General features: G+C 74.0%; 13 protein-coding genes and 2 tRNA genes. 11 read left to right on the top strand and 4 right to left on the bottom strand.

The window, feature by feature from the left end; genetic code table 11:
* Positions 1-110 precede the first annotated feature (110 nt).
* The 4 genes from ACIQGZ_RS00515 to ACIQGZ_RS00500 all read left to right on the top strand — a co-directional run bounded on the left by ACIQGZ_RS00515 (position 111) and on the right by ACIQGZ_RS00500 (position 6,425).
* On the top strand, positions 111-1,898 hold the full coding sequence (locus ACIQGZ_RS00515; RefSeq protein ID WP_402598371.1) for a hypothetical protein: 1,788 nt from the start codon (positions 111-113) through the stop codon (positions 1,896-1,898).
* A 174-nt stretch (positions 1,899-2,072) separates the two neighbouring features.
* Entirely contained in the window at positions 2,073-3,626 is a 1,554-nt protein-coding gene (locus ACIQGZ_RS00510) for a N,N-dimethylformamidase beta subunit family domain-containing protein (protein WP_402598370.1), read from the top strand.
* 249 nt (positions 3,627-3,875) lie between these two features.
* Entirely contained in the window at positions 3,876-5,465 is a 1,590-nt protein-coding gene (locus ACIQGZ_RS00505; protein ID WP_402598368.1) for a peptidoglycan-binding protein, read from the top strand.
* Positions 5,466-5,507: 42 nt separating this feature from the next.
* Entirely contained in the window at positions 5,508-6,425 is a 918-nt protein-coding gene (locus tag ACIQGZ_RS00500) for a phosphoribosylaminoimidazolesuccinocarboxamide synthase (RefSeq protein WP_402598366.1), read from the top strand.
* A gap of 124 nt (positions 6,426-6,549) precedes the next feature.
* Here the strand turns inward: ACIQGZ_RS00500 and ACIQGZ_RS00495 are convergent.
* From ACIQGZ_RS00495 to ACIQGZ_RS00485, 3 genes are all read right to left on the bottom strand, one after another.
* Positions 6,550-6,625 (bottom strand) — tRNA-Gly (locus tag ACIQGZ_RS00495).
* Between the two features lie 56 nt (positions 6,626-6,681).
* A tRNA-Gly gene (locus ACIQGZ_RS00490) sits at positions 6,682-6,754 on the bottom strand.
* A 140-nt stretch (positions 6,755-6,894) separates the two neighbouring features.
* Positions 6,895-7,212 (bottom strand): Lsr2 family protein, encoded by a 318-nt coding sequence (locus ACIQGZ_RS00485; protein ID WP_402598364.1) that lies wholly within the window; start codon positions 7,210-7,212, stop codon positions 6,895-6,897.
* 508 nt (positions 7,213-7,720) lie between these two features.
* On the opposite strand from ACIQGZ_RS00485, the gene purS reads away from it, so the two are divergent.
* From purS to ACIQGZ_RS00455, 6 genes are all read left to right on the top strand, one after another.
* Positions 7,721-7,975, top strand: a complete 255-nt coding sequence (gene purS / locus ACIQGZ_RS00480; protein WP_402598362.1) for a phosphoribosylformylglycinamidine synthase subunit PurS — start codon at positions 7,721-7,723, stop codon at positions 7,973-7,975.
* Positions 7,972-8,649, top strand: coding sequence for a phosphoribosylformylglycinamidine synthase subunit PurQ (purQ, locus tag ACIQGZ_RS00475; protein ID WP_402598360.1), 678 nt, complete (start codon positions 7,972-7,974; stop codon positions 8,647-8,649). The genes purS and purQ overlap by 4 nt, the downstream gene beginning before the upstream one ends.
* Positions 8,649-10,913, top strand: coding sequence for a phosphoribosylformylglycinamidine synthase subunit PurL (purL, locus tag ACIQGZ_RS00470; RefSeq protein ID WP_402598359.1), 2,265 nt, complete (start codon positions 8,649-8,651; stop codon positions 10,911-10,913). The genes purQ and purL overlap by 1 nt, the downstream gene beginning before the upstream one ends.
* Before the next feature lie 181 nt (positions 10,914-11,094).
* A complete protein-coding gene (locus ACIQGZ_RS00465; RefSeq protein ID WP_402598357.1) occupies positions 11,095-11,412 on the top strand; it encodes a hypothetical protein in 318 nt (105 codons plus the stop codon).
* Positions 11,409-11,999, top strand: coding sequence for a hypothetical protein (locus ACIQGZ_RS00460; protein WP_402598356.1), 591 nt, complete (start codon positions 11,409-11,411; stop codon positions 11,997-11,999). The genes ACIQGZ_RS00465 and ACIQGZ_RS00460 overlap by 4 nt, the downstream gene beginning before the upstream one ends.
* 168 nt (positions 12,000-12,167) lie before the next feature.
* Positions 12,168-13,049 (top strand): sterol carrier family protein, encoded by an 882-nt coding sequence (locus tag ACIQGZ_RS00455; RefSeq protein WP_402598355.1) that lies wholly within the window; start codon positions 12,168-12,170, stop codon positions 13,047-13,049.
* Positions 13,050-13,456: 407 nt separating this feature from the next.
* On the opposite strand, the gene ACIQGZ_RS00450 is transcribed toward ACIQGZ_RS00455, so the two are convergent.
* Positions 13,457-13,744, bottom strand: coding sequence for a hypothetical protein (locus ACIQGZ_RS00450; protein WP_402598354.1), 288 nt, complete (start codon positions 13,742-13,744; stop codon positions 13,457-13,459).
* Positions 13,745-14,148: 404 nt separating this feature from the next.
* Here ACIQGZ_RS00450 and purF point away from each other — a divergent pair, with 404 nt between their 5' ends.
* Positions 14,149-15,735 (top strand): amidophosphoribosyltransferase, encoded by a 1,587-nt coding sequence (gene purF, locus ACIQGZ_RS00445; RefSeq protein WP_402598352.1) that lies wholly within the window; start codon positions 14,149-14,151, stop codon positions 15,733-15,735.
* Positions 15,736-15,749: the final 14 nt, after the last annotated feature.

Below are 15,749 nucleotides of genomic sequence, written 5' to 3'. Positions count from 1 at the left end.
TGCGAACTCTTGAACTTTTCGAACTCTTGAACTCTTCGAACCGGGCCGCGAGGCCGACCGCCGGAGCAGACCGGCGGCCGACCCGGCGGCGGCAGGGGGTGTGGCGAACGGTGGCAGGCGTCGACGCGGCACGGGCACGTGCCCACGCGGTGCTACGGGTCCGCGGCCTGGCGGTGGCGGCCGCCGCGCTGCCCGCCGCCGTCGCCGTCGTGCTGCTCGCCGGGCGGTTCACCGGCCGGATCGGCGCCCCCGGGTCGCCCGACGCGGCCGGCTGGGACACCGCCCGCTGGATCGTCTGCGGCCTGGCCGCCGCCGCCCTGCTGGTGGCCGGCGCGGTGGCCGCCGTCTTCGCCAGGGCCAGACCGCCGCGCACCCCCGCCGTCACGGTGCCCGAGCAGGACGCCCCCGAGCTCTACCGGCTGATCCGCGACCTGGCCGCCAGGATGGCCGTACCGGCCCCCTCGGCGGTCGCGCTCACCCCCGACTGCGACAGCTGGTTGGAGGAGCCCGAGACCGCCGCGCATCGCCGCCCGCCCGGCCGCCGCCCGGCGTCCCCCGCTCCGGTGCTGGTCATAGGCTCGCCGTTCCTCTGGTGGATGCGGGTCCCCGAGCTGCGGGCGCTGCTCGCCCCGGTGGTGGCCGGCACCGCCGCCTCCGCCGACCCGGAGATCGCCGCCGCCCGCCGCTTCGTCCGCGGCCTGGACGCCGCCGGGGCCGCCGTACGCCGGGGGCGCGCGGCCGGACGGGGGCGCGCAGCCGGGCAGGGGGGCGCATCGGCCACCGCCGCGCGCCGGATGTTGCGCCGCCCCGCCCTGGCGGTGCTCGACCGGGTCACCCGCGCCCTGCTGGCCGCCTGCCGGGGCCACGCCGCCGAGCTGGAGCGCGCGGTGGCCGGCTGGGCCTCCGAGCAGGCCCAGGCCGTCGACTACGGGCTGCGCATCGCCGCACAGGAGCAGGTCGGGCTGGCCTACGCGGGCTGGGACCGCCTGCTGACCAGGGTCGCGCTGCCCGCCTGGCGCATCCGCCGACTCCCCGCCCGGCTGAACACCGGCGTGGTGGCCGCGCTCACCGAGCTGTCCCGGCGCGACCGGCTCGCCGAGGGGTACGAACGGCGGCTGGCCGACCGGCCCGCCTGTGACCTGCTCGAAGACCCCGGCGCCGTCGACGAGGCGACCTCGCTGCTGGCTGCCCGGCTCTTCCACGGCCTGCCGCGCGGCGCGGGCGCCGGGGCGGGGGGCTGGAGCCTGATCGGCTGGGAGGAGTATCCCGGGCAGGTGGTGGACCGGATCTGGCGCGCCCAGGCCGCCGCCCTGCACGCCGCCGTCGACCGGCTCGCCCCGGGCGGCGCCGGGCCGCGTCCGCCGCACTCCGCCCCGGGGCGCGACACGCCCGCCGATACACGCGCTCGGGTGACCACCGGGCCCGATGTCGCCCGGGTGCTGGAGCGGCTGCGGGCGGGCGACGGCGACCGGTTGGCGGCGGAGCTGGCCGCCCGCCCCGCCGCCGGCCCGCCGCCCCCGTCCACCGAAGCCGCCGGGCCCACCGAGGCCGCCGGGGCCACCGGGGCCACCGGGCCGGGCCTGGCGGCCCGCTCGGCCGACCCCGACTCCGACGACGGCGACGAAGGGCCGGTCGTCCAGCTGGCGCCCCCGCGTACCGGCCGTGACCTGCTGATGGACCACGTCACCGCGATGGTCTGCTGCGCCGCCGCCGACACCGCGGGCGCCGCCCCCGGCCTCGACTGGCTGGACGGTCCGGTGCTGCTGGTCGGCGGCGCCCGCCGCACCGATCTGGCGGCCCCGGTCGCCCGCGCCGTCGAGCACGGCGACGACGGGCCGCTGCGCGGGTGGCTGGAAGGCGTCGGTGTACGGCTGGCGAACCCGGTCCGGCTTCGCTGATCCGCCGCCCGGATCGGCGGTGAACATCCGGAGGTACATGCCTCTGGCATATTCAGCTACACGGGGGGTGACACAACGGTGGCGGGATGTGATGTGCTTGTCCCGCGCTGGGCAAGGGCGACCGGTGCCGGTCGCCGCACACCCGCGCGTCTGCGCCGGGTCCAGGAGGAACTAGTGGGGACGGATCAGATCCGCCGCTGGGAGTCGGGTGCGCTCGCACACGGGGTGACCGACCCTTTCGGTCAGGGGCCGCTGCCCTGGCTGCGCGGCGCCGACACCTATGTCGAGGGCTCCGGCCCCGACGCCGTGGGGACGGTGGTCCCCTGGTACGTCGACCTGGGCGCCCCGGGCCAGCAACTGCTGCCCGGCGCCCGGCGCGCCCTGGACGGGGGCGGCTCGGTCGGTGCACCGCGCAACTCGGACGACGTCGACTGCCAGATCAAGGGCTTCCCCTCGGCCGGAGTCGTCCGGCCCGGCGGCTCGGTCGACCTGCGGGTCAGCGTCAACCCGCCGCGCGAGTTCACCGTGGACGTCTACCGCATCGGCCATTACGGCGGCGCCGGCGCCCACCACATGACCGCAGGTCCGGGCGTGTCCGGCCTCAAGCAGCCGCCCCCGCTGGTGGCGGGCCGCACCGTCTCCTGCCACCACTGGTGGCTCTCCTGGCGGTTGCACATCCCGGCGCACTGGCAGCCGGGGGCGTACGTCGCGGTGCTCACCACCGTCGACACCCGGCACCGCAGCCACATCCCCTTCACCGTGCGGGACGACCGCCCGGCCGACCTGCTGCTGCTCCTGCCGGACGTCACCTGGCAGGCGTACAACCTCTTCCCGGAGGACGGCCACACCGGCGCCTCGCTGTACCACGCCTGGGACGAGAACGGCCGGCTGCTCGGCGAGGAGGACGCGGCCATCACCGTCTCCTTCGACCGGCCGTACGCGGGCGCCGGGATGCCGCTGCACGTCGGGCACGCCTATGACTTCGTCCGCTGGGCGGAGCGGTACGGCTACGACCTCGCGTACGCCACCGCCACCGACCTGCACGCGGGCGAGGTGGACCCGACCCGCTACCGGGGGCTGATCTTCCCCGGCCACGACGAGTACTGGTCGGAGCCGATGCGGCGGGCCGCCGAGCGGGCGCGGGCCGCCGGGACGTCGCTGGTCTTCCTCTCCGCCAACACCATGTACTGGCGCGTCGAGCTGACCCGCTCCGCCGCCGGGGAGATGGACCGGCTGGTCAGCTGCCGCAAGCGGCGCAAGCCCGGCCCCGGCGGGTCCTACCAGGGTGCGCCCGGGGCCCGTACCGCCCTGTGGCGGGACGCGGGCGAGCCGGAGCAGCACCTGATGGGCGTCCAGTACGCCGGGCGGGTGCCGGAGCCGTCGCCGCTGGTGGTGCGCAACGCCCACCACTGGCTCTGGGAGGGCACCGGAGTGCGGGAGGGGGAGTCGGTGCCGGGGCTGGTCGCCGGGGAGGCGGACCACTACTTCCCCCGGGTGGCGCTGCCGGAGCACACCGAGCGCATCCTGCTGGCGCACTCCCCGTACACCGACGCCGCCGGGATCGGCCGCCACCAGGAGACCTCGCTCTACCGCGCGCCCAGCGGCGCCTGGGTGTTCGCCTCCGGCACCTTCGCCTGGTCGCCGGCGCTGGACCGGCCCGACCACACCGACGACCGCATCCAGCGGGCCACCGCCAATCTGCTGGACCGGATCTGCAAGCGCGACTGAGAGCCGGGTGCGACCTGAGAGCCAGGCGCGGCCGAGAGCCAGGCACGACTGGACCACCGCTGGGAGCCCCCTCCCGCTGCGGGCGCGCTGCGCCGGCCGGGCTGCGGAGCCGGGCCCGGCGGCGTGGGTCCGGCACCGGGTGACGCCGGGGTGATATTCGTCGCCTTACGGGCGGAATATGACGGTATGCCTGGTCTGCGGCAGCCGACCCGCCCCGGCAGGCGCGCGCGGAACGGAGAGGGGCCCCGGATGTCCGGCGGTGACGAGCAGACGACGGGGCTCAGGACGGCGGAGCCGAGGCCCGAGGCACCCGAGACGGCGGGCGGCGGCCAGACCCCCACCCGGGCACAGCACCGGTGGCTCCGCTGGCCGCGCGAGCGGAAGCTGCCGGCCGCGCTGGTGGCCGGCGTGGTGCTGCTGGCCAGCGGCGCGGTGGCGGCCTGGCTGACCGTCGGCGGCCCCGGGGGCGTACGGACGGCCACCGTGCTGCGCAGGGCGCTGGACGGGTCGGTGACCGCCCGGGGCACGGTGACGCCCGCTCAGACGGTCCAGGTGACAGTGCCGACCGGCGGCCGCGCCGATGCGGTACGGGCCGTGGTGACCAAGCTGCCGGTACGGCCCGGCCAGACGGTCGCCGCCGGTCGGGTGCTGGTCGAGATCTCCGGACGCCCGGTCTTCGCGCTGCCGGGCGCGCTGCCCGCCTACCGCGACCTGCGGCCGGGCGACCACGGGCAGGACGTCCTCCAACTCCAGAAGGCGCTGCGCGGCCTCGGCCTGCGCACCGGCGGCGACCAGGACGCCGACTTCGGCACCGGCACCGCCGCCGCGCTGACCGCCCTCTACACCGGGCAGGGCTACCAGCCGCAGTCCGCCCAGACCGACGGCGGCGCCCGGCAGGCGGCGGCCGAGGAGGCGGTGACCGCCGCCCGCCGCGACCGGCAGGACGCCCAGGACGCGCTGGAGGCCGCCCGGCAGCGGGCCGCCAACCCGGTCGGCGGCGGCGGCCTCCCCGGCGCGGACCGGATCGCCGCCGACCAGGCGGTACGGGCGGCCGAGCGCCGGGTCGCCCGGGGCGGCGAGGACCTGGCGGCCGCCAAGCGCAGGCTGGCGGCGGCCAAGGCGGCGGACGGCCCGATGCTGCCCGCCTCGGAGGTGCAGTACCTCCAGGGCTTCCCCGCCACCGTCGACTCGGTGGCGGCGGAGGTCGGCTCGGTACTGGCCGGCAGCGCGATGACCGTCTCGGCCGACGGGCTGGTGGTCCGCAGCGGCCTCCCCGCGTACCAGCGGGGGCTGGTGCGGCCCGGCCAGACGGTCAGGATCGTCTCCGACACCGACCGGGTCAGCGCGAGCGGCACCGTCGTCTCGGTGGCCGACACCCCCGGCACCGTGCAGCAGGTCGGCACCGCCTCGGACAGCGTCCCGGCCGCGTCCGGCGGCAGCTACCCGATGGTGGTGCGCCCCAACCAGGAGCTGGACCCAGGGCTGGCCGCCAAGGACGTCCGGGTGACGGTGCAGGCGGCGCCGTCCCGGGGCCGGGTGCTGGCCGTACCGGCCGCGGCCCTGGCCACCGACCGGTACGGCCGCACATCGGTGGTCCGCTACCGCGACGGGGGTCGCCACCGGGTCGAGGTGCGGACCGGCACCTCCGGCGGCGGCTGGACCGAGATCCGGCCGCTGGACGCGGGCGCGCTGCGGGAGGGTGACCGGGTGGTGGTCGCCGACCCGGCCGTGGACGGCGACACGCCCAGCCCGGTCGCGCCCGCACCGGCGTCCGTGATCGGCCTCACCTCGGGAGCGGTACCGGGGCGGGTGACCGGGGCGGCCTCCCGCACCGCGTGAAAGACTCCCAGGAGGCAGCCCACGATCACGAGGACAGAACCGTTGAGCGGATTCGTCGAGAAGCCTGAGCCGGTGCAGGTGCCCGGACTGGTTCACATCCACACCGGCAAGGTGCGCGACCTCTACCGGAACGACTCCGGCGAGCTGGTGATGGTCGCCAGCGACCGAACCTCCGCGTACGACTGGGTGCTCCCCACCGACATCCCGGACAAGGGCCGCATCCTCACCCAGCTCTCCCTGTGGTGGTTCGACCAGCTCGCGGACCTGGTCCCCAACCATGTGCTGTCCACCGACCTCCCGCCCGGCGCCCCCGCCGACTGGAAGGGCCGCACCCTGGTCTGCCGCAGCCTGGAGATGCTGCCGGTGGAGTGCGTCGCCCGTGGCTACCTCACCGGCTCCGGGCTGGCGGAGTACGTCCGGGACCGCACCGTGTGCGGGCTGGCGCTGCCGGAGGGGCTGGTCGACGGCTCCGAGCTGCCCGCGCCGATCTTCACCCCCGCCACCAAGGCCGAGGTCGGCGAGCACGACGAGAACGTGTCATACGAGGAGGTCGCCCGGCAGGTCGGCCCGGAGGCGGCCGCCCAGCTGCGCCAGGTGACGCTGGCCGTCTACAGCCGGGCCAGGGACATCGCTCGGGCGCGCGGCATCATCCTGGCGGACACCAAGTTCGAGTTCGGCCTCGACCCGGACGGCGACAAGGACAGCCCCGGCCTGGTCATCGCGGACGAGGTGCTGACCCCGGACTCCTCGCGCTTCTGGCCCGCCGACAGCTGGCAGCCGGGCCGGCCCCAGCAGTCGTTCGACAAGCAGTTCATCCGGGACTGGCTCACCTCCCCGGCTGCCGACTGGGACCGCACCGGCGAGCTGCCCCCGCCGCCGCTGCCGGACGAGATCGTCGAGCGCAGCCGGGCCAAGTACGTGGAGGCGTACGAGCGGCTCACCGGTACCACCTGGGCCTGACCCCGGCCGGTTGCGGGGGCGCGATGGCGCCCCCGCGACCGGGGGGCGACCGGGGGTGACCGGTGGGCGTGCGACGGCACGCGGAAACGCCGGAGGCCCACTCTTCCGAGTGGGCCTCCGGGTCTGGAGCGGACGACGAGATTCGAACTCGCGACCCTCACCTTGGCAAGGTGATGCTCTACCAACTGAGCCACGTCCGCATGATCTGTATGGTGTCGCTCCCCGATGTGAGGAACGGCACATTTGTACGACTGAGAGCGGACGACGAGATTCGAACTCGCGACCCTCACCTTGGCAAGGTGATGCTCTACCAACTGAGCCACGTCCGCCTGGCGCCTGGGGCACCCGCCTCCGCTTCCCTTTCGGTCTGCGGCGACGAGAAGTACTCTACCCCATCCATCGGGGTGCTTGCTGCGACCCCGCCGCCGTGGCCCACCTGGACGGCGGGTGCGGCGGCGGGACGGCTGCCTCAGCTGGCCTCGGCGAACTTCTCGTACACATGCTTGGGAATCCGGCCGCGGGCCGGCAGGTCCATGCCCCGGGACTGTGCCCAGGCACGGACCGCGGCCGGGTCCGGTGCAAGGGCGGTACGGCGGAACGACTTGCCGGAACGGCTCTGCCGACGGCCCGCCGCCACATAAGGGGCGAGGACCTCCCGGAGCTTCTCGGCGTTGTCGACCGACAGGTCGATCTCGTACGACTTCCCGTCGACGCCGAAGTGGACGGTTTCCGCCGCCGCACCGCCGTCCAGGTCGTCGGAGAGCGTGACCACTACACGCTGAGCCATGGGTGTCAATCCTCTCGGGCAATGCGGCCGCTGAAGTGCCGAAGGCGCTGGGCGGCCCGGAGTGCACCGGCTGCCGTGAGGTTCGCCGCACGGGCGTGACGCTCCGCCTGTCGCGAACCGCCTGCCGCAACCGGTGCCCCTTATTCTGCACCAAAACCGGTCGGAAATTGAACCCTCGACTTTTCTGCGGTGGAATATCCGTACGGTTCGGCCGCTCCGGTGATACCGGTCGATACCCCCGCCGATGTACGAGTGATCTGTGGGCCGATCTGCCCGGAGTGCCGGTAATGACGCCGTTCCCGAGGGCCTTCCGTGGCGTCGCTCCGAGGTACGGAATCCGGCAAAAGAGGTGCATTTCCCAGTGATCGCGGCCGGAGCGTCGCAGGTGGCGCGGCAGGTCAGCGGCAGGGCACTGTCTACGCGCGTTGCGACTGCCGGGCCGCCGGAGTGCCCGAAACCCTAGGTATTCTGGGGTTCCCGCCCACACGCACCAACATCGGGAGTGCCAGTGGCACGCGTCGTCGTCGACGTCATGCTCAAGCCGGAGATCCTCGACCCCCAGGGCCAGGCGGTGCAGCGTGCACTGCCGCGCCTCGGATTTGCCGGGATCTCCGACGTCCGCCAGGGAAAGCGCTTCGAACTGGAGCTGGACGGTCCGGCCGATGAGGCCACCCTGGACCGTATCCGGGAAGCAGCCGAGACCTTCCTTGCCAACACCGTGATCGAGGACTTCACCGTGCGCGTCGAGGAGGAGGCGAAGTGACCGTCCGCGTCGGCGTCGTCACTTTCCCCGGTTCGCTCGACGACCGCGACGCCCAGCGCGCGGTACGCCTCGCCGGCGCCGAGCCGGTCGCCCTCTGGCACCGTGACCGCGACCTCCACCAGGTCGACGCGGTGGTCCTGCCCGGTGGCTTCTCCTACGGCGACTACTTGCGCTGCGGCGCCATCTCCCGCTTCTCGCCGGTGATGGACACCATCATCGAGCAGGCCAAGGGCGGTCTGCCCGTGCTCGGGATCTGCAACGGCTTCCAGGTGCTGTGCGAGTCCCACCTGCTGCCGGGCGCGCTCACCCGCAACGACAGCCTGCACTTCGTCTGCCGTGACCAGAAGCTGCGGATCGAGAGCACCGCCACCCTCTGGACCTCCGACTACACCCAGGGCCAGGAGATCACCGTCCCGCTGAAGAACGGCGAGGGCCGCTTCGTCGCGGACGAGCACACCCTGGACGCCCTGGAGGCCGAGGGCCGGGTCGTCGCCCGCTACCTGGACGTCAACCCCAACGGGTCGTACCGCGACATCGCCGGCGTCAGCAACGCCGCCGGCAACGTGGTCGGCCTGATGCCGCACCCCGAGCACGCTGTCGAACCGCTCACCGGCCCCGGCACCGAGGGCCTCGGGTTCTTCACCTCGATCCTGAAGAAGCTGGTCAACGCCTGATGTCGCAGAAGCACCTCGACACCGTCACCTACGCCGCCGAGACCCCCGACGTCGAGCAGCCCTGGGCCGAGCTGGGGCTCAAGCAGGACGAGTACGAGCGCATCCGCACCATCCTCGGCCGCCGCCCCACCGGCGCCGAGCTGGCCATGTACTCCGTCATGTGGTCCGAGCACTGCTCGTACAAGTCGAGCAAGGTCCACCTCAAGCAGTTCGGCGAGAAGGCCCCGGCCTCCGACGCCATGCTGGTCGGCATCGGCGAGAACGCCGGCGTGGTCGACGTGGGCCAGGGCTATGCGGTCACCTTCAAGGTGGAGTCGCACAACCACCCGTCCTATGTCGAGCCCTACCAGGGCGCGGCCACCGGCATCGGCGGCATCGTCCGCGACATCCTCGCCATGGGCGCTCGCCCGATCGCCGTGATGGACCCGCTGCGGTTCGGCGCCGCCGACCACCCGGACACCAAGCGGGTGCTGCCGGGCGTCGTCGCCGGCATCGGCGGCTACGGCAACTGCCTCGGCCTGCCCAACATCGGCGGCGAGGTCGTCTTCGACCCCTGTTACCAGGGAAACCCGCTGGTCAACGCGCTCTGCGTCGGGGTGATGAAGCACGATGACATTCACCTGGCCAAGGCGTCCGGCACCGGCAACAAGGTCGTCCTCTACGGTGCCCGCACCGGCGGCGACGGCATCGGCGGCGCCTCCATCCTCGCCTCCGAGACCTTCGACGACGCCAAGCCGGCCAAGCGGCCCGCCGTCCAGGTCGGTGACCCCTTCCAGGAGAAGCTGCTCATCGAGTGCACCCTGGAGGTCTTCCGAGAGAAGCTCGTCACCGGCATCCAGGACTTCGGCGCCGCCGGCCTCTCCTGCGCCACCAGCGAGCTGGCCTCGGCCGGCTCCGGCGGTATGCGCGTCGACCTGGACGTCGTACCGCTGCGCGACTCCACGCTCTCGCCCGAGGAGATCCTCATGAGCGAGTCGCAGGAGCGGATGTGCGCCGTCGTGGAGCCCGACAAGGTCGAGCGCTTCCTGGAGATCTGCGAGAAGTGGGACGTGATCGCCACCGTCATCGGTGAGGTCACCGACGGCGAGCGGCTGGAGATCTTCTGGCAGGGCGAGCAGATTGTGGACGTGCCGCCGCGCACCGTCGCCCACGAGGGCCCGGTCCTCAACCGGCCGTACGCCCGCCCCGACTGGCAGGACGACCTCCAGGCCGACGCCCCCACCGCCGAGCGCCTCAAGCGCCCGGCCAGTGGCGACGAGCTCAAGGCCACCCTGCTGGCCATCGCCGCGCACCCCAACCACGCCGACAAGTCCTGGATCACCTCCCAGTACGACCGGTATGTGCTCGGCAACACCGTCCTCGCCCAGCCCGAGGACTCCGGCATGATCCGGATCGACGAGGACACCAACCTCGGCGTCGCCATCGCCACCGACGGCAACGGCCGCTTCGCCAAGCTCGACCCGTACACCGGCGCCCAGCTGGCGCTTGCCGAGGCGTACCGCAATGTCGCCGCCACCGGCGCCAAGCCGCTGGCCGTCACCGACTGCCTCAACTTCGGCTCGCCCGAGGACCCGGCGGTCATGTGGCAGTTCGCGGAGGCGTGCCGGGGCCTGGCCGACGCCTGCCAGGTGCTGGGCACCCCGGTGACCGGCGGCAATGTCTCGCTCTACAACCAGACCGGTGACGTGGCCATCCACCCGACCCCGGTGGTGGGCGTGCTCGGCGTGATCGACGATGTCACCCGGCGGACCCCGATGGCATTCGCGGAGGAGGGGCAGCTCGTCTACCTCCTCGGTGACACCGAGGACGAGCTCGGCGGCTCCGCCTGGGCGCAGGTCGCCCATGACCACCTCGGCGGGCTGCCGCCCAAGGTGGACCTGGAGCGCGAGCGGCTGCTGGCCGAGATCCTGATCGCGGCCTCCCGCGACGGCATGATCGACGCGGCGCACGACCTCTCCGACGGCGGCCTGGCCCAGGCCCTGGCGGAGAGCTGCCTCAGGGGCGGCCGGGGCGCCCGGATCGTCGTCCCGCAGGGGACCGACCCGTTCGTCCTGCTCTTCTCGGAGTCGGCGGGCCGGGCGATCGTCGCGGTGCCGCGCAGCGAGGAGCTTCGCTTCACCGACATGTGCGGTGCCCGTGGCCTGCCGGCCACCCGCATCGGCGTGGTGGACGGCGACCGCATCGACGTGCAGGGGCAGTTCAGCGTCACGCTGGACGAGCTGCGTACCGCGCACGAGGCCACCTTCCCGGCGCTGCTGGGCTGAGCCGAGGGGCCAGAACCCGCCGTCCTCCACCCGTGCCCCCGAGCGTCCGCGCCCGGGGGCACGGGCCTGCCGCCCCTCCGGCCGGGGAACCGGCCACCCGCGCCGTACGTCGTCCAGGGTGGCTGCCTTCGTGGCAGCCGAGGCGACGACGGCGGCCGGTCGAACGGGGAGGGCACCGCCAATGCGGGATGCGGGTGGGGCAGGTGGCAGCGGATTCGCGGTGCACCCTGCGGCGCTGGACCAGGCGGGCACGGCGTCCCAGCAGTGCGGACAGCAGGTGAGGCAGGACCTCCCCCGGGTGGTCCAGGCGGACACCGAGGCGGCGAGCGGCCTGCCGGGCTGGCAGACCGCCCAGGAGCTGGAACGCACCAGCTCGGCCTGGAGCAGTCGGCTGCGCGCCCTCGCGCAGGAGCTGGACACCACCGGGGCCGATCTGCACCGAACCGCTGAGGCGTATCGCGGGACCGAGCGCGATGTGCACGGCAGCATGGCGGTGTGACGGGGATGCTGACCATCGCGCAGATCCAGTCGGCCCGGGTCGACGGAGTGCTGGAGGCCGCAGCGGAATGGCGGCAGCACTCCGGCTGTCTGGCGGAGATCGCGGACGAGTTCCGGGTGAATGTGGTCGGGGGAGTGGACCGCAGCGGCTGGACCGGGCCGGCGGCGACCGGCGCCCAGGCCCGAATGGAGGCCGAACTCCAGGAGCTGGAGGCGGCGCAGCAGCGGGCCGCGGCGATCTCCGCCGCCCTGGAGCGCGCCGCCGACGAGTTCCGCGCGGCGCAGTTGCACCTGCTGGGTGCGCTGGACTCGGCGGAGGGCCAGGGGTTCCAGGTGCACCCGGACGGCAGCGTGGAGATCCCGCCGGACCCGGACGCCGACCCGGCCACCACCGGCCTGCGCCAGAGCGCGGCCACCCAGACCGCAGCGGAGGTCCGGGCGGCCCAGGAAGAGGCCACCCAGGCGGACGAGCAGGCCGTCATCGACCTCCGCGCCGCCACCGGCCCCGACGTGGGTGCCGGCGGTGTCGGTGGTGGTCCGGTGGGTGGTGGGGCCGGCGGCGTCGCTGGCGAGGCCGTCGGCGCCTGAGCGTGTCGTGGCCCGGGGAGAGTTCGCGCCGGTGGGGCCGGGCGCTGTCGGTCGGTGTGGCTCGGCGCTTGCCGAGGCATGGGGGCCCGGCCCGGCGCTCCGGGGAGCCGGGCTTCGCTGAGAGCGGTCGGCCGGTCGGCCAGGACGGCGGCTGGCTAGGCTCGGCGCATGCCGCCGTCCAGTGCCCGCAAGAACGCCCGCCGTACTCGCAGCTACGACCCGGGCCGGGTCAGGACCGCGCTGGTCGCCCAGATCGAAGCGCTGCGCGAAGCCGTCCACAGCCTGTGTGCGCATCCGCAGGCCGACGCGCTGCTGAGCGCCCCGACCCGGCGCGGGGACCGGGCCGTATGGGACCTCGTGGCGCAGCTGGCTTCCGAGCTGGCCGCAGTGCCGGCTCAGTTGCAGGAGCCGGTGCCGGAGGGTGACCCGGGCACTCCCACCGCCTGGGCGCTGGCCGGTCGGGCGGCGGAGGAGAAGGGCACCGAGGCAGCGCGCCCGGAGGCCGTGGTGGCCCCCGGCGACCTCGCGTCGGCGTTCGACCGCGCTGCGGACGCCCTGCTGGCGCTGCTGGCGGGACCGGAGGCAGCCGAACCGGGGCGCCGCATCGCCGTCTCGTTCGGGCCGATGCTGTTCACCGACTACCTGGTGACCCGGCTGTTGGAGACCGTCGTACGCGCCGACGACCTGGCGGAGGCGGTCGGCCGAGCCGCCCGCGCGCAGGCGGTGGACAGCCCGATGGCAGCGCCGGAGGCATTCCGCCACGATCGGCAGGCGCTGGCGGCGGCGACCCGGCTGCTGGCGGACACCATGGCCGAGGCGGTGCCCGGTGGCGCGGTCGAGCTGCGGGTGCCGCCGTACGCCGTGGTGCAGTGCGTGGCCGGCCCCCGGCACACCCGTGGCACTCCGCCCAACGTCGTGGAGACCGACCCGCTGACCTGGCTCCGGCTGGCCACCGGCAGGGTGGCCTGGGCCGACGCGGTCGAGGACGCCGCCGTGTCCGCGAGCGGTGAGCGAAGCGACCTGTCGGGCTACCTCCCCGTACTGGGCTGACCTGCCCGCCGCCGGTCCGGCGCTGAGCGGAGCAGCCACGCCCCCGCACCCGGCTGACCCGTCCCCGGCCGGTCCGGCGCCGTGTCGGGCATCCGCGCCGCCGTGTCGGTGAGCGGTGAGCGAGGCGACCTGTCGGCGCGCGCCCCCGTACTCGGCTGGGCCGCCGCCCCGGCTGCGGGCCAGCCGTGCCGCGTCCAGGGCCAGGCCCTCGGCCAGCGGGACCAAGCCGCCGTGGCGGTCGTGCAGTGCGCGCCGCAGCAGTTGGTGGACCCGGGTGGCCTCGGCCGGGCAGAGGGCCGCGCAGGCGGTCAGCGCGGGCTCGCGGGCCACCTCACTGGTCCGCCGCGCGATGTCCCGTACGGCCCGAGCGGCGTCGCCCCACACCCGGGCCCCGGCGATCGGCCCGCTCATCGCCGCACCGCCCCGGCCTGGCCCGCGGCGAACCTGGCCAGCCGCACCCGGTGAGCCAGCACGGCCTCCAGCCGGTATGCGTACGCCTGGGCCGCCGCTGAGGCGTGCCGCAGCCGGTCGGCGGCGATCGGGGCGTCGCGCACCCGCTGCCGCATCTGCCGTCGCAGGGCTTCCTCCGCCCCCGCAGCCCCGGTGCGCAACCGGTGCGCGCAGCCGTCCATCTCCTCGGCCAGCAGCCGCAGCCGTGCGGCGAGCCCGTGCAGGGCGCTCGGTGAGCCTGCCATGGTCAGCTCCTCCCGTCGTCGAATGGCGGTACGGGAGGAAGGCAGACGACGGACGACCGTGCGTGCCCACCCCAGTCGCACCGGTCAGTCCGCAGTCACCGTAAGTCGCGGGCCACCCACCCCCGCAAGAGGGCCGCTCCGGGATCACCCGGACGAGTGAAGGGCGGATGTGACCAGGGTCATGTCGGCCGGTCCGCCGACGTCCGGTCCGCAGCGGTCCGCAGTCCCGCGCATCCCAGGCGCAAGGCCGCTGAGCGGGCCTGCACCGCTGCTCGTACGACCGTGCGACAGCAGGCCGTAACCTCGCCGGAATTGCCGACACCAGGGCCCTCTACGCGCGTCAATCGGGCTGCTGCCGATCCCCCGTTCGGCCGGGCGCCGCCGCCTGCCCTAGACTCGAAGACGTGCCACGTGGTGACGGACGACTCAACCACGATCTTCTTCCCGGCGAGAAAGGCCCCCAAGACGCCTGCGGCGTCTTCGGAGTCTGGGCCCCGGGCGAGGAGGTCGCCAAACTCACCTACTTCGGGCTGTACGCCCTGCAGCACCGCGGACAGGAGTCCGCGGGCATCGCAGTGAGCAACGGCTCCCAGATCCTGGTCTTCAAGGACATGGGGCTTGTGTCCCAGGTCTTCGACGAGACCTCCCTCGGTTCCCTGAACGGCCATATCGCCGTGGGTCACGCCCGCTACTCCACCACCGGCTCCTCGGTGTGGGAGAACGCGCAGCCGACCTTCCGGGCGACCGCGCACGGCTCGCTGGCCCTCGGCCACAACGGCAACCTGGTGAACACCGCCGAGTTGTCCCGGATGGTCGCCGAGCTGCCCGGCGAGGAGCACGTCTCCCGCTCCGGGCGCACTGCGGCGACCAATGACACCGACCTGGTGACCGCGCTGCTGGCCGGCCACCCGGACCTCTCCATCGAGGAGACGGCCCGCCAGGTGCTGCCTGCGGTCAAGGGCGCCTTCTCGCTCGTCTTCATGGACGAGAACACCCTGTACGCCGCCCGCGACCCGCAGGGCATCCGCCCGCTGGTGCTGGGCCGGCTGGAGCGCGGCTGGGTGGTCGCCTCCGAGACGGCCGCCCTGGACATCGTCGGCGCCAGCTTCATCCGCGAGGTGGAGCCCGGCGAGCTGATCGCGGTGGACGAGAACGGCATGCGGGCGTCCCGCTTCGCCGAGGCCAGGCCCAAGGGCTGCGTCTTCGAGTATGTCTACCTGGCCCGTCCGGACACCTCCATCGCCGGGCGCAATGTGCACCTCTCCCGGGTGGAGATGGGCCGCCGGCTCGCCGCCGAGGCCCCGGCCGACGCGGACCTGGTGATAGCGACCCCGGAGTCGGGCACCCCGGCCGCGATCGGGTACGCCGAGGCCAGCGGCATCCCGTACGGCTCCGGCCTGGTGAAGAACGCCTACGTCGGCCGCACCTTCATCCAGCCGAGCCAGACCATCCGGCAGCTGGGCATCCGGCTCAAGCTCAACCCGCTCAAGGAGGTCATCGCCGGGAAGCGGCTGGTGGTCGTCGACGACTCGATCGTCCGCGGCAACACCCAGCGCGCCCTGGTGCGGATGCTCCGCGAGGCGGGCGCCGCCGAGGTCCACATCCGGATCTCCTCGCCGCCGATCAAGTGGCCGTGCTTCTTCGGCATCGACTTCGCCACCCGCGCCGAGCTGATCGCCAACGGCCTCACGGTCGAGGAGATCGGCAAGTCGCTCGGCGCCGACTCGCTTTGCTTCATCTCGATAGAGGGCATGGTGGAGGCCACCACCCAGCCCAAGGACCGGCTCTGCCGGGCCTGCTTCGACGGCGAGTACCCGATGGAGCTGCCCGACCCGCAGCTGCTCGGCAAGCACCTCCTGGAGGCGGAGATCGCCTCCGGTCGGCAGCAGCCCGCCGGCCGCGGCAGCGCGGCCGCCCAGCTGACCGACCTGGACGGCGTCCAGACCCTGCTCGGCGGCGCAGGAGCCGCCGACGCGCTGCGCCGTCCTTAAGCGTGCCGCCGCAG

Origin of the sequence: Streptomyces sp. NPDC092296, assembly GCF_044755465.1 — a bacterium.
Taxonomy (GTDB): domain Bacteria; phylum Actinomycetota; class Actinomycetes; order Streptomycetales; family Streptomycetaceae; genus Peterkaempfera.
Note: the sequence above shows the minus strand (reverse complement) of the source record. Positions and strands in the feature narration are given on the sequence as shown.

Excerpts from the sequence above, each read along its gene's own strand:
- ACIQGZ_RS00505 (WP_402598368.1), top strand. The coding sequence starts at position 3,876 with ATGTCCGGCGGTGACGAGCAGACGACGGGGCTCAGGACGGCGGAGCCG.
- ACIQGZ_RS00485 (WP_402598364.1), bottom strand. The coding sequence starts at position 7,212 with ATGGCTCAGCGTGTAGTGGTCACGCTCTCCGACGACCTGGACGGCGGT.
- purL (WP_402598359.1), top strand. The coding sequence starts at position 8,649 with ATGTCGCAGAAGCACCTCGACACCGTCACCTACGCCGCCGAGACCCCC.
- ACIQGZ_RS00465 (WP_402598357.1), top strand. The coding sequence starts at position 11,095 with ATGCGGGATGCGGGTGGGGCAGGTGGCAGCGGATTCGCGGTGCACCCT.
- ACIQGZ_RS00455 (WP_402598355.1), top strand. The coding sequence starts at position 12,168 with ATGCCGCCGTCCAGTGCCCGCAAGAACGCCCGCCGTACTCGCAGCTAC.
- ACIQGZ_RS00450 (WP_402598354.1), bottom strand. The coding sequence starts at position 13,744 with ATGGCAGGCTCACCGAGCGCCCTGCACGGGCTCGCCGCACGGCTGCGG.